The organism is Rickettsia gravesii BWI-1 (assembly GCF_000485845.1).
GTDB lineage: Bacteria > Pseudomonadota > Alphaproteobacteria > Rickettsiales > Rickettsiaceae > Rickettsia > Rickettsia rickettsii.
On record NZ_AWXL01000003.1, the window covers coordinates 1 to 20775 of the forward strand.

Here is a 20775-nt window from a genome sequence, read left to right on the forward strand (position 1 = left end):
TTGGCATAGGCGGTTTATTTGACGTGGCAGGTAAAGTAGGTTTGTCGTCCGATCGTCAAACTTTCGGTAGTACCCTCGCACATTATGGAGTTGCCCCAGGTCCTTATTTAGTATTGCCGATAATCGGTAGTACTAACGCAAGAGATATGATGGATTCGGTAATTACTAATTATGCTCTTAATCCATTAATGTACTACACTCATAATGATTTTGACTTAGGAGTACTAGCAGTTAGTAAAATAAACGATCGATATGTTGTATTACCGTTTAGTGATTATGTGATGAAGAATTCTACCGATCCTTATGTGGCTATTAGATCAGCATTACATCGTGCTCGTGAAGCATCGGTTCAATATCCTGAAAATTTTAAATGTCATAAACCCAAGAATTAATGAAATTAAAGAGGATTATATGCAAAAAATTATTACAGGTTTATTTTTATTAGTTATGACGTTTTCCGCTTATTCTAATGAAAAAGTGCCTGCCGGTTTAAACAGTTACGTTACTAATTTAGTAAATGAAGCTTCTAGTATATTAAACGATAGTAAGTTATCTGAGCGAGTAAAAATTGCTAAAGCACGTGAGTTAATGTCTCAGAACCTAGATTTTGATTGGATGGCTAAATATACATTAGGCAGAAATGGGATAAAAACTTTATCAGGTGGGCAAGTTCAGGAATTCATCAAAGTTTACTCTAAATATGTTACTAAATCTTATACTGATTTAATAAAAGATTATAAAGGCGAACAGCCTAAAATAGTAGGAGTTCGTCCTTTAAGCTCGACCGATTTTATGGTTGCTATGAATATCATTAGTAATAAAGAGCAAGGCCCTATTAAAGTAGAATATCTTGTACGTGAAATGAAAGGAAACGGAAAAGACGTTTTTAAAGTTTCTGATATAATTACGGAAGGTGTAAGTCTTATTGGAGCTCAACAAGACGAGTTTACCGATACTTTAAAAAATCAAGGCTTTGAGGCACTAATACAAAAATTAGAAAGTCGTTCTTAAGCTTATTTCACTGTCATCTTAAATCGTCATTGCGAGGAAACTGCATAGCAATTGACGAAGCAATCTCAGGAGTTTGTTATTATTGCATGAGATTGCCACGCAGTCTACGACTACTCGCAATGACGATTAGATATCCACGCAACAAAGCCCGCTCGCTAATAGCGTTAAACAACATAAATCACTCACATGAAAATCTTAGCAGGTAGTAGTAAGTTACTCGCAACGCGTTTAGCTATAGCATTAAATATTATTGAGCCGAGAATTACCTATTTCAATGATTCCGAAATAAAAGTAGAAATTCAAAAATCGTTTCATAATGAAGATATAATCATAGTACAATCCACATCAAAACCCGTTAATGATCGCTTAATTGAGTTGTTTTTGCTAGTAGATGTAGCAAAAAAAGCGGGAGCAAATAGAATAATTTTAGTAATGCCTTATTTTGGTTATGCAAGGCAAGATAATATAAATTCTCAAAATATAATTCCTGCTAAGTTAATAGCAGGTTTTTTAGAGAAGCTCGGAGTAAACCATGTAATTACTATTGATTTACACTCCGATAAAATAGAGAAATTTTTTAATATTCCTGTTTCTAATCTTGAACCTATAAATTTATATATCCCGTTTTTAAGAACTTATAGCAATTTCGTTATAGTTGCACCTGATAAAGGAAGTATCAATCGAGTTCAAAAAATTAGTAATTTACTAAATATAGATTCAGCTTATATAAAAAAAGAAAGGGATATAAATAATAATTGCGAGATGATATCAATAACAGGAGTGTAGAGGGCAAAAATTGCATATTAATTGATGATATTATAGATAGTGGAGAAACAATAGTAAAAGCAGCGAGATTTTTAAAAGAACATTCGGCTTTATCGGTTAGTGCTTTTATAACTCATGCAGTGCTTTCTGCCGGTTCTAAAAATTCGATAATAGACCTCTTGGAGAACGAAGCTAATAAAGAGGAATTTGTAGGAAATATGGAACGCAGCACCGCAGCGTACATTTTAGTACGTGAGGATGTGAGTACTGGATTGACGTACAAATTACCTTTAGAAGCAAGTTATGCAAGAGGTCTAATAGACAATATTTTTATCACGGATACTATAGAAACAAGTGACTTATCTACAAAATTTCATATAATATCCGTATTGTCCTATCATCGTAAAAGAGTTAATAAATATACTATGAGCTTGTGTACTGTAGAAATAAATCTATCTACAATAAAAAATAATTACCTTTTATTACAAGATATTTGCAAAACCTCATTAGTTGGTGCTGCCGTTAAAGCTAACGGTTACGGTCTTGGAGCAGTACAAATTTCTAAAGCTTTAATAGAAGAAAATTGTAGGCATTTTTTTGTGGCCTCAAGTGAAGAAGGAGTGAATTTACGCAACGCTTTAGGATTAGATGTTAATATTTTAGTTCTTAACGGCGTTTTTGAACATGATGCTTTAGAGCTGATAGAATATAATTTAACACCTGTTCTAAATAACTTAAAACAAATAGAAATTTGGCAAAAATTTAGTAATTTGAAAAACAGAGTATTGCCTTGTTATTTACATTTCAATACGGGGATTAATCGTCTTGGCTTAAGCTCTGATGAGATAGAGCAGCTAATTAATGATCGTGATTTGTTAAAAGGGCTAGATTTACAATATATTATAAGCCATCTAGCTATATCCGAGGAAATAGATAATCCTTATAATCTAGAACAGTTAAACAGATTTAAAGCTTATTTACAATATTTCCCAAACATCAAAGCAAGCCTTGCTAATTCCGGCGGCATATTTTTAGGACAGGATTACCATTTTGATTTAGCAAGACCGGGGGCAGCCTTATACGGTCTTAATCCCTTAACAAAGAATCCCATAACCTTAAAAGCTCCTATAATTCACTTACAGAATTTGACACTAGATAGCCATATCGGTTATAATATGACTTTTACAACTAAGCGTGATAGTGTCATTGCAACGTTACCGCTTGGTTATGCCGATGGGTTTAGTCGTAATTTTAGCAATCAAGGTGAAGTATTTATTAACAGTCGCAGCGTTCCTATAGTAGGGCGAGTATCGATGGATTTAATAAATATCGATGTTACCGATCTACCACCGTCCGAGATTTTTCTAGGGCAGGAAGCGGAAATTATCGGAAATTATTGCACACCCGATAAAATAGCGAGTATTATAGGTACTATCGGGTATGAGGTATTAACTAACCTTGGTAGTAGATATAAAAGAAAGTATATCGGGTAGATATCTGTGTCATACCATGGTTTGACCACGGTATCCAGAAAAAAATTAAAAAAGACTGCGGGATGACATTAGAGGTTACTGGATTCCTGCTTTCGCAGAAATGACATAGCGTACTTAAATTAAATAGAAAAAATACAAATGTTATTCAATATAGCTAATTCGATCGGTAAACGTACTATAAAGTTTGCACAAAGTGTAGGTAGTTTTTCTCTATTTAGCTTTGCTGCCGTTAGCAGTATCATAAGACCGCCTTTATATTTGAGTTTAATCATCAGACAATTATTATTTATCGGGTTTCACTCGCTTCCGGTTGTTGCGATGACGACTTTTTTCTCAGGGGCGGTACTTGCATTACAGAGCTATATCGGTTTTTCCCGTTTCTCAGCTGAAAGCTCTATTGCAACGGTAGTAGTATTGTCGCTGACTAGAGAGCTTGGACCTGTCTTAGCCGGACTAATGGTAGCGGGAAGAGTTGGGGCATCAATCGCCGCCGAAATAGCCACAATGAGAGTAACGGAGCAGGTAGATGCTTTATATACTTTATCTACCGATCCTATTAAATATTTAGTTTTTCCAAGAGTAATAACAGCTATTATTACAATGCCTTGTCTTGTGTTAATCGGGGATATAATTGGTGTTATGGGCGGTTATTTGGTAGGGGTATATAAACTTGATTTTAATAGTGCAGCTTATTTAACCAGTACTTTTCAGTATTTAGAACCGATTGACGTAGTTTCCGGTCTTATTAAAGCGGGAGTTTTTGGGTTTATTATTTCTATAATAAGTTGCTATAGCGGCTATTATTCAGGTAAAGGGGCTAAGGGAGTTGGAAGAGCAACTACCTCGGCAGTAGTGAATTCTTCTATCCTTATCTTAATCAGCAATTATTTAATAACCGAATTATTTTTTAAAGTATAGGTATACTCGTTTAATTTTTCAAATTAAACGAGTATACAGTTTTTTTTGTTTATTTGGAGTATGCATGAGTGTAGAAGAATTTAAAATTAAAATTCGGTCATTATATAAATCATTTGCTAATCATAAGGTGTTAGACGGAATAGATTTGGATGTAAAAAAGGGCAGTTCATTAGTTATTTTAGGTGGTTCCGGTAGCGGCAAATCGGTTCTAATTAAAAATATAGTAGGATTGATTAAACCTGATAAAGGTAAAATTTTTATTGATAATGTAGAAATCCAAGATATCTCAAGTAAACAAAAATTTGAAATTATGGACGGTATAGGTTTTTTATTCCAAGGCGGAGCATTATTTGACTCCTTAAATATACGTGATAATATTACTTTCGAGACTAAAAAATTATCTAAGAAAGAAAAAAACGACCTTGCCGGTGCAAAGCTTAATTCCGTTGGTTTATCCCCTAGAATACTCGAGCTTTACCCTGCCGAATTATCGGGAGGGATGCAAAAAAGAGTAGCCCTTGCTAGGGCTATTTGTAGTACACCGTCGATTTTATTTCTTGATGAACCGACCACAGGGCTTGATCCTATCATGGCAAATGTTATCAACGAATTAATTATAAAAATCCAAGAAGAGTTAGGGGCAACTACGATTACTATAACTCATGATATGATTAGTGCCGCAAAAATAGCTAAAGAAGTAGCTATGCTTTATCAAGGAAAAATTAAATGGTACGGTAGTAAAGATGAAATGCGTAGTAGTGATAATCCTTATTTAAAACAATTTATAAATGGATTAACTACTGGGCCTATAGAGGTATAAAATGTTTAAGAACTTATTATGTATAATAATATTTCTAGGTATAAATCTAAATGTTTATGCTATAAATTCTAGTTCTTATACGACAGATGATATAATAAAAATAGTAATTATTCTTGGAATAGTTATTTTAATTTTTAGTCCTGCAAAATTCCGTATAATCGTTATCGGTACTATGTTAGGCTTGGCTTGTGCCTATTTCACGTATAAATACATCGTACCTATCTTTATTTCTTTACTAAATGGACCATAAAGATAAATATTGCTATTAGTGACGCCCCACATCTCAGCTATTTTCTCTTCTAATAGTATCAATTTAATATTCTACAATTAATCTCAAGCTCTAACTCCCCCGTGATAGCCATCTAATTCAAAAGAATTGGGATGTATATTTTTACATGCATCTAAACCTATTATATTAATCATATTAGTATTATATTATCAATACCATTTAAAGTAGTACGAATATCTTCCAAGTATTTAGATGATTCAGGCGAATCATTACCTCCAATTATTCGTACTTTTATTAAATCTTGTTCTATCAATTCATTCTGATTAAAGTCAGTAATTAATTGCTCTAACTGTTGTGAATTAATATTTCTAGCTAATGCTATTTTATTTAATTTTACGGAAAAGAAACTACAGGCAATCTCTTCATTTAAATCTTTAGTATAAATTGCTAAATCATCATTTATATCATAAATTTTATATTTACGTTAGAGTGGTTATTTAATTCTTATGTTACTTTACGAATATTACCATCTGATACCCCGTAATTGATACTGCAGATCTATCACGCCCTCCTACTAAATAAGCTTCTAATTTAGTATTAGGAGGAAAGTTGCTTATTACATCATGTGTTAAAGAACTAGCATCAGTAAATCTGTCAACATGGGCTAATGCAGTTTTTTTAGTTAATGGATCATGTAAAATTACAGTAACGCATTGTTGAATGTTATCAGTGCCTATCTTTTCTTTATCAGCAAAACCAACTTTATGCTGTTCCACACGAACAGCTTCATAATTAATTATACCTTGCTGTAACGAGTAAGCATATGCATACTGTGCTATTGAATTTTCTTTACGGTTTTGAGTTTTATAAGCAGCTCATAAAGCTAATCTTGCCATTAATTCTTTAGCTTGGCTTTTTATTAAAATTGCTTCTTGCTTTTTAATAAATTTATCTAATGTTCCTTGTTGTTGATGTGCAGTGACTAATTCTTTGTATGAATTTTCTACATTATAATATTGCTTTGCTTCAAAAGAATTCTCTATGCTATCTTGAAATTTTTGAATAGCATTATCAAACAGTCCCAGCTGTTGATAGCTACGTCCTATCATAGTATTAATATAGGAAAGAAAATTACTGTCAGTTTGACCTATAGCAATTTGTTTAGCTTGTTGTAGTTGTTTAAGAGCAACAAGATGATTGCCTTTGCTATATAATTTAATCCTTCATTATACAAAAAAGCTGTTTGATTATGATCAATTTGCTCCTTTGTACTTAATGGTTTTGGAGTAAGCTTACTAATATATTCAGGAAAACTTGAAGGTAACTCTCCTAATTTTTTAATTAGTCCGGTGATATTACCTTGAACTGGCTTCCCATTAATAAGCATAGATTTATAATAGTTTAATTAATTTATATTTTTATATAAAACTCTGTTATTTAATAAAAATCAAGCATTAGCTAATACTTAACTACAAAATAATTATCTCTTGACACTAGGGGAGTATTGCTTTATATTTTTTGTATATTGTATATACTCGATCAACTTCAAAAATTGGTTACGTCGTTCTACAAGATCTGCGGTGCTTACGTATTAAGTATATGCTCCGCTCCTCGGCTTGTGAACTCTTAGCTCTTTTTGAAGTTGATCTTCGTATATGACTCTTCATTTACTTGAAGTATATTTTATAAGTTTTAAGGTATTTAGCTTATGTCTCGTAAGTGCGAACTCACAGGTGTGGGTGTTTTATACGGCAACAATGTATCACATTCTCAGCGTAAAACTAGAAGACGTTTTGAACCTAATCTAAGATCGGTTAAGTTTACAAGTGATATAACAGCCGGGGAATATAGATTATCGGTTAATGCTAGATGTATTAGTTCAGTGGAAAAAGCCGGGGGTTTTGATGCATATATTCTAAAAGCCGATGATAATGTTTTATCAAGTAACGCTAGAGCTATTAAGAAAAAAATAATTCAGACTAAAACGGCAAAATCATTATGAAAAGCGGTATACATCCAGAATATAAAAAGTTTTTGATTAAAGTAGGAAGTGATGTTTTTGAAACAATGTCTACTCATCCTACAGATGAAATTTTAATGGATGTTGATTTTAGAAAGCATCCGGCATGGAATAAAGATTCTGGAAATGTAGTAAATCAATCGAACAAAAGTGTTAGTGATTTCAATAAAAGATTCTCAGGTCTTTCTTTCGGTAGTAAGAAAGAAGCTAGTTAGGCTTTGTTTGTGGATAACAAATCGTCATTGCGAGGAAATTGCATAGCAATTGACGAAGCAATCCAGTAAACAATTCTGATTTATAGAATTTTTTTATTATTTTTTCTGGGTTGCCGTGCAGTTTACGACTACTCGGTATCTACGCAAGAATGACACTAACAATATTCACGTAGTATTGGACTAAGTCAAAATATAACACAGATAAATCGTCAATTCTCAATTATTGCGGGGTGGAGCAGCTCGGTAGCTCGTCAGGCTCATAACCTGAAGGTCGTTGGTTCAAATCCAGCCCCCGCTACCATGTTTTTTAATGTCATGCTAGTTCACTTATAGCGTTATTGAAGTCTGCTGATGCCATTCCTAACTCAGTGTTGTTGCATGGTTTGGTTTTCCTGTCATTGCGAGAAGGCATTATTACATCCAATACGAAAGCAAATTATGACTACCCAGAAAATAGTGCCTACAAAATCAACTGATGGCAGTAAGCTTTTTCGTCATCAAGCTAAATTTGTAGCCGGTGCTATGAATATAAATCAAATCCCCAATTTTTCATTACCGGAAATTGCTTTTGTCGGTAAGTCAAATGTCGGCAAATCAAGCCTAATAAACACGATATGTAATAATAAAAATCTTGCTAAAGTTTCTAATACTCCAGGGCGTACTAGGCAAATCAATTTCTTTAACCTTGCAGATAAACTTATTATAGTTGACCTTCCCGGTTATGGTTTTGCTAATGTTCCTATATCAGTCAAAGAGCAGTGGGGAGTGTTAATTAGTTATTATTTACGAAATAGTTATAATTTAAGGTTAGTTAACTTATTGATTGATTCAAGAAGGGGTATAAAAGAAAATGATAAGAAAGTAGCTGATCTATTACTTGCAACTAAAAGAGAATTTCAAATTATTTTCACAAAATCCGATAAAGTTACGGATCATAAAAACCTTAACGATGAAGCACAGAATTTTCTTGCAACTTTAAACTACTCATGTAATGTTATGTATGTAAGTAGTAGGAGTAAAGAAGGTGCAAGAGAACTTAAAGCTAGTTTGGCAAAATGCATCAAACCTCAAAAATAAAGAGGTAGATAGTATTTCTTCATTAAATAACATTGCTATAATTAAGAATATAATAAAGTGTAGTAGTGAGTTGAAGAATCAAGCAATAGTTCTAAAATTGCCTGCTACTATTATTATTGACGATAAATTATTTACGGCTTTTATTGAATCTGTTAGATTGCTTGAGATGTGCGGTGCTAAAATATATATAGTACATGATCATATTGATTTACGAAGTTCGTCTTTAATATCACAAATAGATGAAAATTTTAGTCAAAAAATTAGTAAAATAAGCGACTATAGTTATCTAAATAATCCTATTATTATGGAAATTTTATCCAGTTACGTTAACAAGCTTATAGTAACAAAGTTAAGTAGTATAGGTTGTTATGCAGTTGGTATTTCAGGTAAGGATGCTAATTTACTGCAAGCAAAAAAATCAAAACTATCTCACCGAAAAATTGTAAATCATGATGTTATAAATATTGGTTTTTTAAGTAAGCCTATTATGATTAATCCAGAAATTTTATTAAATTTTGCAGATAATAATATTATACCCGTGATAGCACCGTTTGCGAGTGACGATCAGGAGAAAACACATTTATTAAATGTTAACTTAACGGTAGCAACAATTGCTTCTGCATTAAGTGCAGAACATTTAATATTGTCATATGAGATATTACAGGTATCCGAGACGTTTCCGTATAATATAGAAATATGAGATATTAACTTGTTGAAATCAATGTTAGATGATAGTAATAATTTCATCGAAGAAGCATTAATTAAGATAGCAGTTAATGTCCTTGAAAATAATAACGGTTACGTACATTTTGTGAATAGTGAAGCACCGAATTCAATATTGTCAACTATGTTTGATATTAATATAAATTAATAGAGGTTTTTTATGGCAGGAGCATTAGCATCCGATCTTTTATTTGTAGGGTTAACTAGACCGCCTATGATATTTGGAGTAAGTATTAAGTTTGCTGCATTAAATATGATAATGACGATGATAGTATTTATTTGGAATAACGGCATTATGATTTTATTCATTGCAGCTGCTTTGCATTTGGTAGCTTATATTATATGTTTTAAAGAACCGAGATTCATAGAGCTATATTTAAATAAAATGTCAAGAACTAGCCAATGTCCTAATAAATTTTACTACGGAGCAAATTCGTATAATATTTGAGTTTTATGTCATTCCCGCCTACGCGAGAATGACATAAAAAGAGGTATAACTGACAAAATAAATCAAAATAGTTAAATCAGGTGAGGTAATGAAATTATTTAGAACTAGAGCAGCTAAAGAATTAAGGTCTAAACAAGAAAGACCCACTTCGCATTTTATTCCTTATAAATGTCATTGGGATAGTAATACTATTTTAACAAAAGATAATTCTTTATTACAAGTTATTAAAATAAATGGATTTTCTTTTGAAACTGCTGATGATGAAGATCTAGACATTAAAAAGAATATCAGAAATGCTTTACTTAAAAATATGGCTTCGGGAAATATCATTATGTATTTTCATACTATTAGAAGACGTAAAGCAGTAATATTTGACGATACGGAATTTACTTATGATCCTACCGTAAAAGTCCCTAATGATTTTATTACTTATTTAGGTGCAGAATGGCGTAAGAAACATGCTGGGGCTAGGTCGTTTTTTAACGAATTATATGTTAGTATTTTATATAAGCCTGATACTGGCGGTGTTGCTATAGTTGAGTATTTTCTAAAGAAGCTTAGACAGAAATCTAATAAAACCGCTTGGGAAAACGACATGAAAGAGATGAAAGAAAATCTTCAAGAAATGTCAACTAGAGTGATTAATACATTCAGAAGTTACGGAGCAAGATTACTTGGAGTTCGTCAAACGCAGTCAGGTAGTTATTGTGAAATTTTAGAATTCCTTTCATCTTTAATCAATTGTGGCGATTCACCGGGTCCTATAGCATTACCGCGTGGTACTATTGACGAATATTTACCGACTCATCGCTTATTTTTTGATTCTCGTACTATTGAAGCAAGAAGTCCGCTTGGCAAGAAATATGCCGGAATGATCAGTATACTTGAATATGGTCCTAATACTTCGGCAGGAATTTTTGACGGATTCCTGCAAATGCCTTTTGAATTTGTTATGACGCAAAGCTTTGTCTTTGTTAATAGAACAGTAGCGATCGGTAAAATGCAATTACAGCAAAATAGAATGATACAATCCGGTGATAAAGCTACTTCACAAATTGTTGAAATTAATACGGCCCTTGATATGGCCACGAGCGGTGATATCGCTTTCGGTGAGCATCATTTATCGCTTTTATGTTCTGCAAATAATATTAAAGCTTTGGAAGATATATTGTCAATGGCAGCAGTTGAGCTTTCTAATTCAGGAATTCAGCCGGTTAGAGAAAAAGTTAACATGGAACCTAGCTATTGGGGACAGTTGCCGGGAAATATGGATTATATAGTGCGTAAATCCACTATAAATACTCTTAATATGGCTAGCTTTGCCTCACAACATAATTATCCGCTCGGTAAAATTAGAGATAACCATTGGGGAGAATATGTCACAGTACTTGATACTACTTCAGGTACACCGTTTTATTTTAATTTTCATGTAAGGGATGTTGGACATACTCTCATTATCGGTCCAACCGGTGCCGGTAAAACAGTTCTTATGAATTTCTTATGTGCTGAAGCACAAAAATTCAAACCTCGTATGTTCTTTTTTGATAAAGATCGAGGAGCAGAAATATTTATACGTGCTTTAAACGGAGTTTATACAGTAATTGATCCGGGTTTAAAATGCAACTTTAACCCTTTACAGCTTGAAGATACTAGTGAGAATAGAACGTTTATTTTAGAGTGGCTTCGCGTGCTTGTAACTTCTAACGGTGAAAGTTTAACTGCACAAGATAATAAAATCTTATCTCAAGCGATAAGCGGTAATTTTAGATTAGCAAAACAAGACAGAAGGCTTAGTAATGTTATAGCATTTCTTGGTATTGATACACCAAATAGTTTGGCAAGTAGGATTGCAATGTGGGTTGGTAAAGGTTCACACGCTAAGATATTTGACAATGAAATAGATGATATTGATTTACAAAAAGCAAGAGTATTCGGTTTTGATATGACTGAATTACTTAAAGATCCTGTAAGCCTTGCACCGGTATTACTATATATTTTCCATCGTATTAATAGCTCTTTAGATGGGCAGAAAACTATGATAGTACTTGATGAAGCATGGGCTTTAATCGATAATCCGGTATTTGCACCTAAGATCAAAGATTGGTTAAAAGTGTTGAGAAAATTAAATACTTTTGTTATATTTGCTACGCAGAGTGTTGAAGATGCCGCAAAAAGTAGAATTAGTGATACGTTGATTCAACAAACAGCTACGCAGATTTTTTTACCTAATTTGAAAGCTACGGATATTTATCGTAGTGCATTTATGTTAAGTCAGCGAGAATATGTTTTAATTAAAACTACCGACCCTACTACACGTTATTTTTTAATAAAACAAGGAATAGATGCCGTAGTTGCAAAAGTTAGCTTAGATGGTATGGATAACATAATCAGTGTTTTATCCGGTAGAGTTGAGACTGTAATATTGCTCGATCAAATTAGAGAGAAACACGGCAATGATCCGGATAAATGGTTACCTATATTTTATGAAGCAGTTAAAACATTATAAATGCCTGTCTGTCATCCCATGGATAAGCCACGGGATGACATTTTTACAATGCGAGGCAAGTAACTAGTTATGAAATTATTTCCTCGTAGTATACTTATAACATTAGTATTAAGCTTTGCCCTAAATTTAGGGCTAGTTACTAAAACTCATGCTAAAGATACTCTTGATAGCATTGTAGATATTTTGAGTGGCTTAACTTGCGAAACCCAAGGCGTAGGCGATTTGCTGCGTGCTGAATTTTCTCATACATGTATTGTTGCTCCGTTCTTTACTTTTGCGGTAATGAATCTTGTCTCTCCCGTTTTATACATGAATACGTTTTTAAAGCTTAAAATAAACGACAGTGATTTATTTAACGATAGTAATTTTGGGAATTTCCCCGGAGGTCAATGTACTCGTGAAAACAGAATTGATCCTAAAAATCCAGAATTACGCTTTGCTTTATGTAATAATGCTAAATTAATTGTATCTCGGGCAAAATCTGTTGCAGAATCGGCACTTGCTATTGCTAAAGCCGTCTTAACAGGGGGCGACCCTTGGGATGATATAAAGAAAGCGTGGGCAAATAAAAAAAAGGAATATCATGTTCCGTATAGTGGTAAGCCCGGTGATGACGGTTTTGCATTTGATGTAGGCTTTCCTGTAATATATTGGAAAATTATTCAAGATAAAGATAGAATATGCGTATCGACAAAAGGATTTACAGGAGACGTTCCCGTCGGTTGTAAATATATGAAAGAGCCGTTTCCAAAATCCATGTATAATAGCTTTATGGATGTAGCAGATAAGGATTTTATTGAGGATCCAAATAAAACTCCTACCGATCCTTTAGCTTTAGTTTCCTGTAGTGCAGCGGGTGATGGATGTTATCAAAAAGCTTATAATGCTTCAAAAACTGCAGTAGTCATGACTTCTCCTCTTATAGAGTGTATGAGGCAAATGATTGCTAGATTACTAATTAGTAAAGATGTTTGTAGTTTTGATAATGTAAGCCAAGTGGTTAATTTGGCTTCAAGGCAAGATAGTGCATTCTTTCAGTTTCAAGTAGGAATGTATAAAATAGTTACGGCTTTTCTAACTTTATATGTTATGTTTTTTGGCTTTAAACTATTACTTGCAGGTGAAGTACCACCAAAAAGTGAGTATATAAATTTTATATTGAAAATGATATTCGTAACTTATTTTTCAATAGGAATTAATATAACCCCTGGTAATGGTTCTCCGTATGACCGGTTAGACGGCATGATTCAGTGGGCGTTTCCTTTCTTACTTGACGGTATAAACGGTTTAGCAAGTTGGGTTATGAATGCTGCTCCGTCCGGTTTATGTAAATTTAACAATCTTTCTTATGACGGTACCGTTTCTTATATTGCATTATGGGATGCATTAGATTGTAGGGTAGCTCATTATTTAGGGCTTGATATATTATCTACGTTACTTGTCGAAAATGCTTATCGCAGTCATGATTTTTTAAATTTTGATTTCTTTAGTTTTAGTGCCCCACCATATATTTATTTGCTAATTCCGGCGATAATCTCCGGTAATATGATGTTGGTGTCACTCGCTCTTTCTTATCCGTTACTTGTGATTTCGGTTGCTGCCTTTATGGTTAATGCAACGATTATGTGTATGATATCTATAGTAATACTCGGTATTTTGGCTCCTCTTTTTGTACCTATGTTTTTATTCACATATACAAGAAATTATTTTGATAGCTGGGTTAAACTAATGATCTCGTTCTTGCTACAACCTATGGTGGTAGTTACTTTTATGATCACGATGTTTTCGGTATATGATTATGGTTTCTACGGTAAATGTCAATATAAGAGCAAGTTAATTCACAATAGTATAGAAGACAAAATTCAAGGTGGCATTACTTCTAAGAGGGATGTTTTAGTATTTTACATTAATAATGATTGGGATGATACGTCACAATATCCTGATAAAGATGCCGTAGAAAGCTGTCAAAATAGTTTAGGTTATATGTTAAATAACCCTATTACCACGGCATTTAACTTTGCAAAAGATAATGTAAGTGAAATTGTCGATAGTAAACCGGGTAATACCCCTACCGATAAATTTCTTGCTAAATTCCAGTTTTTATCGGGAGTAGTTTTGGGTCCCGGAATGTTTTTCAAGTCTCCAAAAGTGCTTTTTGAGAAAATTAAAAATATTTTGCTTGCGTTAGTTACGGCATGTTTTACATTGTATTTGATGTATAATTTTAGTAGTCAACTAGCTGAATTTGCTGCAGATATGACGGAAGGAGTAGCTCTTAATAATGTTGCTATAAAACCGCAAGCAATATTTAAGGCAGCTATGGCAGTACTTGCTACTGCGGGTGCTGCAACTAAGGGGGGCGATCAGATAGCAAGTAGAGGAGGAGTTGGTGATTTAAAAGCTGGTCAAGGTGGAGGAGCAAGTGATTTAGAGGTAGGGAAAGGCGGACTACCAAATGATAATATTGCTGCAAGCGGAGGTACGTCGGCACCTGCGGTAACAACGCCGACAGCTTCGTCTTCTGTAGCAACTTCTAGCCCAAAAACTGTAAGTAGTGAAGCAAGATCAGATGTTGTTGCTCCTCCTGCTCCTACAGAAGCTGTTTCACCACCGCCTGCTAGTATTAGAACTTCTATTTCTACACCTGCACCACAAAGTAATATTGAAGCTGAAAGTGTTGGAAAAATCATAAGAGATAATAATCAAGAAAGTAAAAAAGAGATTGATAATACTCCGCCTTCACAGGAAAAAGTTGATAATGCAGCTCCACAAGAAAAAGTTGACAGCACAAGTAAAGGTACAGGAGTAATTGATTATAGTTTTAACTTACAGAAACATGATAATCCGACAGGAGTAAAGCAAATACGGGAAAATGCAGAGATTCGTGATAAACGTGCAGAAGTAGAGAAAGCGTGGAACGAATTAGTAGCAAGCGGGGGAGGAAGAATAAGAGACCAGCAAGGTGAAGAAACATCGGAGCGACGTGCGAATGCAGAAAAGAAATGGAATGAATTAGTCGATAGCGGTGTAGTAACTGAGATAAGAGAAAGGGATAATAGTGTCACTAATAAATTTGATAAATTAGCTGATGAACTTAATAAGTCAGAAAAAGCAAAGGTAGAAGAAAATAAAAATATAGAAAACGACAGAAAAGAAGATAATACTACTACGTCACCGCAAGAAAAAGTTGACAGTACAAGTAAGGGGTCAGGAATAATTGATTATAGTTTTAACTTAAAGGAACATGATAATCCGACAGGCGTAAAACAGATACGGGAAAATGCAGAGATTCGAGATAAACGTGTAAAAGTAGAAAAAGTATGGAATGAACTAGTAGCAAGCGGAGGAGGAAGAGTAAGAGAACAAGGAAGAGGAGAAATATCAGAACGACGTGCAAATGCTGAAAAGGCATGGGATGAGTTAGTAAAAAGCGGCGTAGTAACAGAAAAAAAAGATAATAGTTCTAATGAAAACTCTTAAAACCTTAAAGATATTTATTATAGTTTGTATAGCGTCTGTAAGCTTAGCTAGCTTTGCCGGCTTTGGAGAATCATGTTCTAGTTTACCGACTACTTCAGATGGGTATTTAGAAAAGGACACGGCATATGGCTATATAATTCGTAATATTGATATGAAAGATCCGAGAGGTAATTGTAACTCAGTTGCGTCTAGTATAACGTTTTGTTTTAAAAATGTAGAAGGTAGTAGTAGCCCTTGCACCATGTATACTTTAAATGAAGGTGACTCTAAAAAGATTAGTGATTTAAGTACCGATAATAATCCTGATCTTGGAGCAAATCCTGTATTAAAGAATATCGTTTTAACGGTTAAAAAATGGGATAATGATCTATGTTTAGTTATGCCTACGTCAAGGGGACCGATGCCGGTAGCATGTAAATCTTTGAGTGCTACACCGACTCCACCTCCTCCTGAGGATGAGAATTGTAATATAGGAAAAAGTTGCTATACGGGAGCAAATTATAGTCAATCGTTAATTAATTTTTCCGGTCTTGCAGTTCAGTGTTTGAGCGAAACGCTTAATAAAATATTTTTTGCTGGAAAGAGTTGTAGTGCTCAAGATCAAAATTCTAGAATAACTAATCTTGCTGCTTTTTCTACGTTTCAAGGTTATTTAAAGAGAATTATAGGTGCGGCATTAATTCTTTATACTATGTTTTTTGCCTTTAATATGGCTCTAAATACAGAATATGCAAGTACTGAAAAAATAGCTCTTTTTGTAATAAAATTCTTATTTGTTGCTTATTTTTCTATCGGTCTTGGACCTTTAGATTTTAGCGGCGGTCAGCCGACAAAAGAAAACGGTATGTTAAAATATGGATTACCTCTTTTGACAGGAGCAGCACCGGACTTTGCACAGATGATCTTTAATGCAGCAGGTTCTAGAGGATTATGTCAATTTGATAATTCAAAGTATAAGGACGGTTATAAATTTTACGGTTTATGGGACGCGATTGATTGCCGTATAGGTTATTATCTTGGCTTGGATTTACTTTATAATATAGATAAGAATGGAGTGTTAGGGAATGTGGTCGGCAATGGTCCCCGTGGTAATAATACACCTATACCTAATTTTGATCCTGATGGCAAAAATTACAGACCGAAGGATTTAAGTAAAGCAGGAGCACTTAGATTTTTTACCGTTATGTTTGGATTCTTTATGGCCGGAAACGTTATTATACTTGCAGCAGGTTTAGTATTTTCTGTAATATTTTTATCTATACTTTTATATTTTATTACGCATTATTTAGTTTGCATGATTACTATTTACGTTATGACATATATTTCTCCTATATTCATTCCTATGGCTCTATTTACCCGTACAAAAGCTTATTTTGACGGGTGGCTAAAAGTATGTATTTCATGTGCATTGCAGCCGGCAGTAGTAGCAGGTTTTATAGCTTTATTAATAACTATGTATGATTCCGCAATATTTAAAAATTGTGAATTTCTTAGATATGATTATGAAAAAGGGGATATTAGATTTAGTACTTTTGAGTTAAGGCTTCCTGTTGGTGGGGCAGATAAATGTCAGGAAAGTTTTGGATATAAAATGTTAGAATATTATGCAGGTGAAGGTTGGGAAGAGCATTTATTGATACTTTTTCCAATAAAATCAATTGTTAGAGATGTTGTATCTATTTTAGCGGAACTTTTATGCGTATTAGTATTGTCGGTTATTTTTTATTACTTCTCTAAATCTATAGGGCGATTTGCTTCTGATTTAACTAATGGTCCTAATATGGATGCAGTAACGGCAAGTCCAACTAAAATCGTTGATTTAGTAAAGAAAGGAGCAGCTTTCCTTAAGGATGCTGCTATGGTTTCGCAAGGTAAGCCGCCGGTAGGAGATAAGCCGGATGTTGGAGGTAAGCGTAAAGAGGGAGAGCAGCAAGGCGGGGATTCAGAAAGCAGCACAGGCGAAGGATTAGCTGATTTAGCAAGCGGTTCGGGTGGAGGTAAATGATAGAATATGCAGGGTAACTTATTAAAAGTTTTAGGAGTACTTGCTATAGTAGCAACGTTAGTTTGCTTTATTTTTGCAGCACTTGGTATGATAGGAGCAGTAAAAGTTGGTGACGGCTGCTACATGAGATATGCGTCGGACGGTAAAGGAGGGGTGGATTCAGTAACCAGTACTATAACCCTTAATGCTAATGCTAATTATGTAAACACTTCTAAGGTGTTGCCTGACAACACGACTCTGCTTATTCCTGATCCTACTCGTTACGGTGAATGGCTAAATACTCAGGTGCTAGTAGAAAACAGCCAACCGGTGAATTTACAAGTGGTCGGTCAGGTTAGTTTGTGTTTAGCTTATATACCGAAAGATAATTTACAACGTATAGGGGCTGGATCTAATTTAGACGATAACGGTCAAATGATCCCGATTCCTCGTATTAACGATACAAATAATCCACCTGTTTCTCTAATAATGGATGCAAAAAATAATGAATGGCGTAATATTGCCGAATTATACGTCAATGATAGAGTTTTAGTTTCTGTATCTCCTAATTTTGCCAATACGGATGCGACAGTTAAGGATGCTTTTAAAGGTGCTGAAGTTACGAAAGATTGTTCAGAGAATAAAACTACTTATAATCCAATTTGTGGAAAATATTCTGTTTATTCAGGTGAGTATGTCAATGCTTGCGAGTTAAAAGAGAAGTATTGGAATTGTAAAGTCACATTGAGGTGCCTTAACTGGGGTGAGCAAATAGGTTGCGACTGGGGAGCACTAGGCTGTAATCCTAGGTGTGTTAAGAAATCAGAATGTAAAGAGAAATGTATGGCTTGGGTTAATATAACTAGACCAGCACCAGAAAACTACCTAGATGATGAGAGTTTTACATTTTCGTGGTCTGACGACACAGGTAAATTATTTACCGACTATTCAGCCCTTCAATGTTCTAATAATGCTAATATTCCTCCAAATGGTCAATGTCCTGATAGTGTTAGCGATCGTAATCCAAAAGATAAAGATTATATTGGAGGTGTAAATTGTACTTCGGGCATATGTAGCGATGGAGATTTTCAAAAGAATCGGAGATTTTGGTATACGGCGGACGGTAAAGGAGGCAAAGGACCAACTGGATTAATATATCAAATAAATGATGCGGGTTCTGTAAGTCAAGCTCTGCCTTCTAAGCTAGAATTTGCTAAATTTGTTGCAGATACAGATCAACCATCTGACTATAAAGATAAAGACGGTAAATATTTATATAAAGTTATATATAATATACCTTTTAACAGTAATATTGCAAAAAGTTATTTACAATATAGGCTGTGGTCTCCTACTTCACAAGATAGCAGTAAGAATACGGGAGGATACGTTTTAAATATTAAACAGACTAAATGCTATAGAGAAAACGGTAATAGTTTTAACGATACTTTTGATGATCGAGGACGAGTGCAATACATAATAGTAAAGCCTTCGGAAAACCCGAATACTAGCGGTAAAACCTATTTACCTCAAGGAATTAGCGTTGATAGTGAAGGTAAATATAGCTTTAACGCAAATGAGGCGGGTTATATATGGATGAAAATTCTAAATGATCCTGGTAATAATTTAAGGGACTATAAAGATAGTGAAGGTAGCTATAAAGTACATTTCTCAACATCCTTAAAAGTAGGAAGTTTTACTATTAAAGTAATGAATCCGTTACTTCAGTTATTTAAAACTAAAGTACAAGGGGCTGCTACTTCTATTTTTAAAAGTATGGTATGTTATAAAGCTAATGATAGCTCGTCCTGTACTAACTTTTTTACCTATATTAAAGCAATTTTAATTCTGTATGTGATGACTTACGGAGCAATGTTTTTGCTTGGTTTTGCTAAGATAAACCAAAAAGAGCTAGTAATTAGAATAGCAAAAATCGGGGTAGTTAGCGGACTTATGAACGGTAATACCTTTGAATTTTTCAATAACTATCTTTTTGATGCAATTACCAATTTTTCAGACTCAATTATTGCTAATATGAGTGGATATAGTTTGTTTACTTCTACTAATACTATTTCTAATCCTTTCATGTTTTTAGATGCAGTAATGAGTAAAATATTTTTTAGTCAAACCTTTATCGCTCAATTACTTGCACTTCTTTCTCTTGGGCTTAGCGGTATTATATATTTTATAATTACTTTTATTGCGGTTGGTATAGTAATTATTACGGCGCTTAGAGCTGTTGCCGTTTATATTATGGCATTTATGGCAACTTGTATATTAATCGGTATAGCCCCTTTATTTATTAGTTTCTTATTATTTGATTTTACTAGGTATTTATTTGATAATTGGGTGAGGTTTACGATCCGCTATATGATAGAACCGGTAGTTATGATGGCAGGTATTATATTGCTAACACAGCTATTTACCATTTATCTAGATTTTGTTTTAGGTTATAGCGTGTGTTGGAAATGTGCTTTACCAATAAAAATTCCGTTTATCGGTACTATTTTACCTATTGCATTGCTGAATGTACCCATCTTCTGTATTAATTGGTTTGCCCCTTGGGGAATGGATTATATGTCGGGTATGATGGGAGTAAATATGCAAAATATCGTAGCTCTAGTTATTATTGCTTACGGTATGTACGGTTATGTCGAATTTTCGGGACGTATGGTAGTAAAATTAACTAGTGCTGTTGGGCCTTCGGCTACTGAAATTGGTGGTAAAATGTCTCATGATGCAGGGCAAAAAGCATTAAGTCCAATAGGAATGGATGATAAAACAAGACAAGGTATTACCGGCAGAGCGGAAGCACGATTAAAACAACGCAATAAGACATTAGATCAGGCTGAGAAAAATAGGAAAAATACGCCAAAAGAAGGGGGCGAGAAGACAAATGAAGAACCACCTAAACCTGAAACACCGAAATAGAGGGTGAATCGAAAATCGTCATTACGAGGAAATTATGAAATAATTGATGAAGCAATCTCAGGAGTTATTTCATGAGATTGCCGCGCAGCCATACAGCTGCTCGCAATAATGGGTTTACTATTTAATATTATGGACAAGCCACGGTATGATGTGTTGGA

At 34.1% G+C, this 20775-nt stretch carries 17 protein-coding genes, 1 tRNA gene and 5 pseudogenes; 19 read left to right on the plus strand and 4 right to left on the minus strand.

Annotated elements, in window-relative coordinates:
• From RGRA_RS0101170 to RGRA_RS0101200, 9 genes and pseudogenes are all read left to right on the plus strand, one after another.
• On the plus strand, positions 1-392 hold a 392-nt coding region (locus RGRA_RS0101170), incomplete at its 5' end, for an MlaA family lipoprotein (RefSeq protein ID WP_024547221.1).
• A gap of 19 nt (positions 393-411) precedes the next feature.
• On the plus strand, positions 412-1011 hold the full coding sequence (locus RGRA_RS0101175; RefSeq protein WP_017443424.1) for a Tgt2/MlaC family protein: 600 nt from the start codon (positions 412-414) through the stop codon (positions 1009-1011).
• Positions 1012-1197: 186 nt separating this feature from the next.
• Positions 1198-1797, plus strand: coding sequence for a ribose-phosphate diphosphokinase (locus RGRA_RS13040; protein ID WP_017443425.1), 600 nt, complete (start codon positions 1198-1200; stop codon positions 1795-1797).
• A pseudogene (locus tag RGRA_RS13045) lies at positions 1767-1883 on the plus strand (phosphoribosyltransferase family protein); the annotation flags it as partial. The gene RGRA_RS13040 and the pseudogene RGRA_RS13045, both read left to right, overlap by 31 nt.
• A gap of 63 nt (positions 1884-1946) precedes the next feature.
• A pseudogene (locus RGRA_RS13050) lies at positions 1947-2085 on the plus strand (palindromic element RPE1 domain-containing protein); the annotation flags it as partial.
• Between the two features lie 116 nt (positions 2086-2201).
• On the plus strand, positions 2202-3269 hold the full coding sequence (locus RGRA_RS0101185; RefSeq protein ID WP_024547223.1) for an alanine racemase: 1068 nt from the start codon (positions 2202-2204) through the stop codon (positions 3267-3269).
• A 138-nt stretch (positions 3270-3407) separates the two neighbouring features.
• Complete coding sequence (locus tag RGRA_RS0101190; protein WP_017443427.1) at positions 3408-4187, plus strand: MlaE family ABC transporter permease; 780 nt, start codon at positions 3408-3410, stop codon at positions 4185-4187.
• 64 nt (positions 4188-4251) lie between these two features.
• Complete coding sequence (locus tag RGRA_RS0101195) at positions 4252-5007, plus strand: ABC transporter ATP-binding protein (RefSeq protein WP_017443428.1); 756 nt, start codon at positions 4252-4254, stop codon at positions 5005-5007.
• A gap of 1 nt (position 5008) precedes the next feature.
• Positions 5009-5257: a DUF5510 family protein gene (locus tag RGRA_RS0101200; RefSeq protein ID WP_017443429.1), complete on the plus strand. Its 249-nt coding sequence runs from the start codon at positions 5009-5011 to the stop codon at positions 5255-5257.
• Between the two features lie 83 nt (positions 5258-5340).
• Here the strand turns inward: RGRA_RS0101200 and RGRA_RS08310 are convergent.
• The 4 genes and pseudogenes from RGRA_RS08310 to RGRA_RS13060 form a co-directional block, all read right to left on the minus strand.
• Positions 5341-5549, minus strand: a pseudogene (locus RGRA_RS08310) (hypothetical protein).
• A gap of 194 nt (positions 5550-5743) precedes the next feature.
• Positions 5744-6075, minus strand: a pseudogene (locus RGRA_RS08315) (hypothetical protein); the annotation flags it as partial.
• A gap of 36 nt (positions 6076-6111) precedes the next feature.
• A complete protein-coding gene (locus RGRA_RS13055) occupies positions 6112-6345 on the minus strand; it encodes a hypothetical protein (RefSeq protein ID WP_017443432.1) in 234 nt (77 codons plus the stop codon).
• A gap of 38 nt (positions 6346-6383) precedes the next feature.
• On the minus strand, positions 6384-6623 hold the full coding sequence (locus RGRA_RS13060; protein WP_017443433.1) for a hypothetical protein: 240 nt from the start codon (positions 6621-6623) through the stop codon (positions 6384-6386).
• Positions 6624-6944: 321 nt separating this feature from the next.
• On the opposite strand from RGRA_RS13060, the gene rpmB reads away from it, so the two are divergent.
• From rpmB to RGRA_RS0101270, 10 genes and pseudogenes are all read left to right on the plus strand, one after another.
• Positions 6945-7238, plus strand: coding sequence for a 50S ribosomal protein L28 (rpmB, locus tag RGRA_RS0101225; protein WP_004996729.1), 294 nt, complete (start codon positions 6945-6947; stop codon positions 7236-7238).
• A complete protein-coding gene (rpmE, locus tag RGRA_RS0101230; RefSeq protein WP_017443434.1) occupies positions 7235-7471 on the plus strand; it encodes a 50S ribosomal protein L31 in 237 nt (78 codons plus the stop codon). The genes rpmB and rpmE overlap by 4 nt, the downstream gene beginning before the upstream one ends.
• A gap of 224 nt (positions 7472-7695) precedes the next feature.
• A tRNA-Met gene (locus RGRA_RS0101235) sits at positions 7696-7772 on the plus strand.
• Between the two features lie 137 nt (positions 7773-7909).
• Positions 7910-8548 (plus strand): ribosome biogenesis GTP-binding protein YihA/YsxC, encoded by a 639-nt coding sequence (gene yihA / locus RGRA_RS0101240; protein WP_017443435.1) that lies wholly within the window; start codon positions 7910-7912, stop codon positions 8546-8548.
• Positions 8496-9419: pseudogene (locus RGRA_RS08330) on the plus strand (amino acid kinase family protein). The gene yihA and the pseudogene RGRA_RS08330 overlap by 53 nt, the downstream one beginning before the upstream one ends.
• Before the next feature lie 12 nt (positions 9420-9431).
• A complete protein-coding gene (locus RGRA_RS0101250) occupies positions 9432-9719 on the plus strand; it encodes a type IV secretion system protein VirB3 (RefSeq protein WP_010976817.1) in 288 nt (95 codons plus the stop codon).
• A gap of 88 nt (positions 9720-9807) precedes the next feature.
• Positions 9808-12225 carry a VirB4 family type IV secretion/conjugal transfer ATPase gene (locus tag RGRA_RS0101255; protein WP_017443436.1) on the plus strand — a complete coding sequence of 806 codons (2418 nt, stop codon included), beginning with the start codon at positions 9808-9810 and terminating at the stop codon, positions 12223-12225.
• A gap of 69 nt (positions 12226-12294) precedes the next feature.
• A complete protein-coding gene (locus tag RGRA_RS0101260; protein ID WP_017443437.1) occupies positions 12295-15705 on the plus strand; it encodes a TrbL/VirB6 family protein in 3411 nt (1136 codons plus the stop codon).
• Positions 15692-17710, plus strand: coding sequence for a TrbL/VirB6 family protein (locus tag RGRA_RS0101265; protein WP_017443438.1), 2019 nt, complete (start codon positions 15692-15694; stop codon positions 17708-17710). Before RGRA_RS0101260 ends, RGRA_RS0101265 begins: the two co-directional genes overlap by 14 nt.
• A 6-nt stretch (positions 17711-17716) precedes the next feature.
• Positions 17717-20617, plus strand: coding sequence for a TrbL/VirB6 family protein (locus RGRA_RS0101270; protein WP_017443439.1), 2901 nt, complete (start codon positions 17717-17719; stop codon positions 20615-20617).
• Positions 20618-20775 lie beyond the last annotated feature (158 nt).

Bases quoted from the DNA above. Each gene is read 5' to 3' on its own strand.
- RGRA_RS0101175 (WP_017443424.1), top strand. From the start codon at position 412: ATGCAAAAAATTATTACAGGTTTATTTTTATTAGTTATGACGTTTTCC.
- RGRA_RS13040 (WP_017443425.1), top strand. From the start codon at position 1,198: ATGAAAATCTTAGCAGGTAGTAGTAAGTTACTCGCAACGCGTTTAGCT.
- RGRA_RS0101185 (WP_024547223.1), top strand. From the start codon at position 2,202: ATGAGCTTGTGTACTGTAGAAATAAATCTATCTACAATAAAAAATAAT.
- RGRA_RS0101190 (WP_017443427.1), top strand. From the start codon at position 3,408: ATGTTATTCAATATAGCTAATTCGATCGGTAAACGTACTATAAAGTTT.
- RGRA_RS0101195 (WP_017443428.1), top strand. From the start codon at position 4,252: ATGAGTGTAGAAGAATTTAAAATTAAAATTCGGTCATTATATAAATCA.
- RGRA_RS0101200 (WP_017443429.1), top strand. From the start codon at position 5,009: ATGTTTAAGAACTTATTATGTATAATAATATTTCTAGGTATAAATCTA.
- RGRA_RS13055 (WP_017443432.1), bottom strand. From the start codon at position 6,345: ATGATAGGACGTAGCTATCAACAGCTGGGACTGTTTGATAATGCTATT.
- RGRA_RS13060 (WP_017443433.1), bottom strand. From the start codon at position 6,623: ATGCTTATTAATGGGAAGCCAGTTCAAGGTAATATCACCGGACTAATT.
- rpmB (WP_004996729.1), top strand. From the start codon at position 6,945: ATGTCTCGTAAGTGCGAACTCACAGGTGTGGGTGTTTTATACGGCAAC.
- rpmE (WP_017443434.1), top strand. From the start codon at position 7,235: ATGAAAAGCGGTATACATCCAGAATATAAAAAGTTTTTGATTAAAGTA.
- yihA (WP_017443435.1), top strand. From the start codon at position 7,910: ATGACTACCCAGAAAATAGTGCCTACAAAATCAACTGATGGCAGTAAG.
- RGRA_RS0101250 (WP_010976817.1), top strand. From the start codon at position 9,432: ATGGCAGGAGCATTAGCATCCGATCTTTTATTTGTAGGGTTAACTAGA.
- RGRA_RS0101255 (WP_017443436.1), top strand. From the start codon at position 9,808: ATGAAATTATTTAGAACTAGAGCAGCTAAAGAATTAAGGTCTAAACAA.
- RGRA_RS0101260 (WP_017443437.1), top strand. From the start codon at position 12,295: ATGAAATTATTTCCTCGTAGTATACTTATAACATTAGTATTAAGCTTT.
- RGRA_RS0101265 (WP_017443438.1), top strand. From the start codon at position 15,692: ATGAAAACTCTTAAAACCTTAAAGATATTTATTATAGTTTGTATAGCG.
- RGRA_RS0101270 (WP_017443439.1), top strand. From the start codon at position 17,717: ATGCAGGGTAACTTATTAAAAGTTTTAGGAGTACTTGCTATAGTAGCA.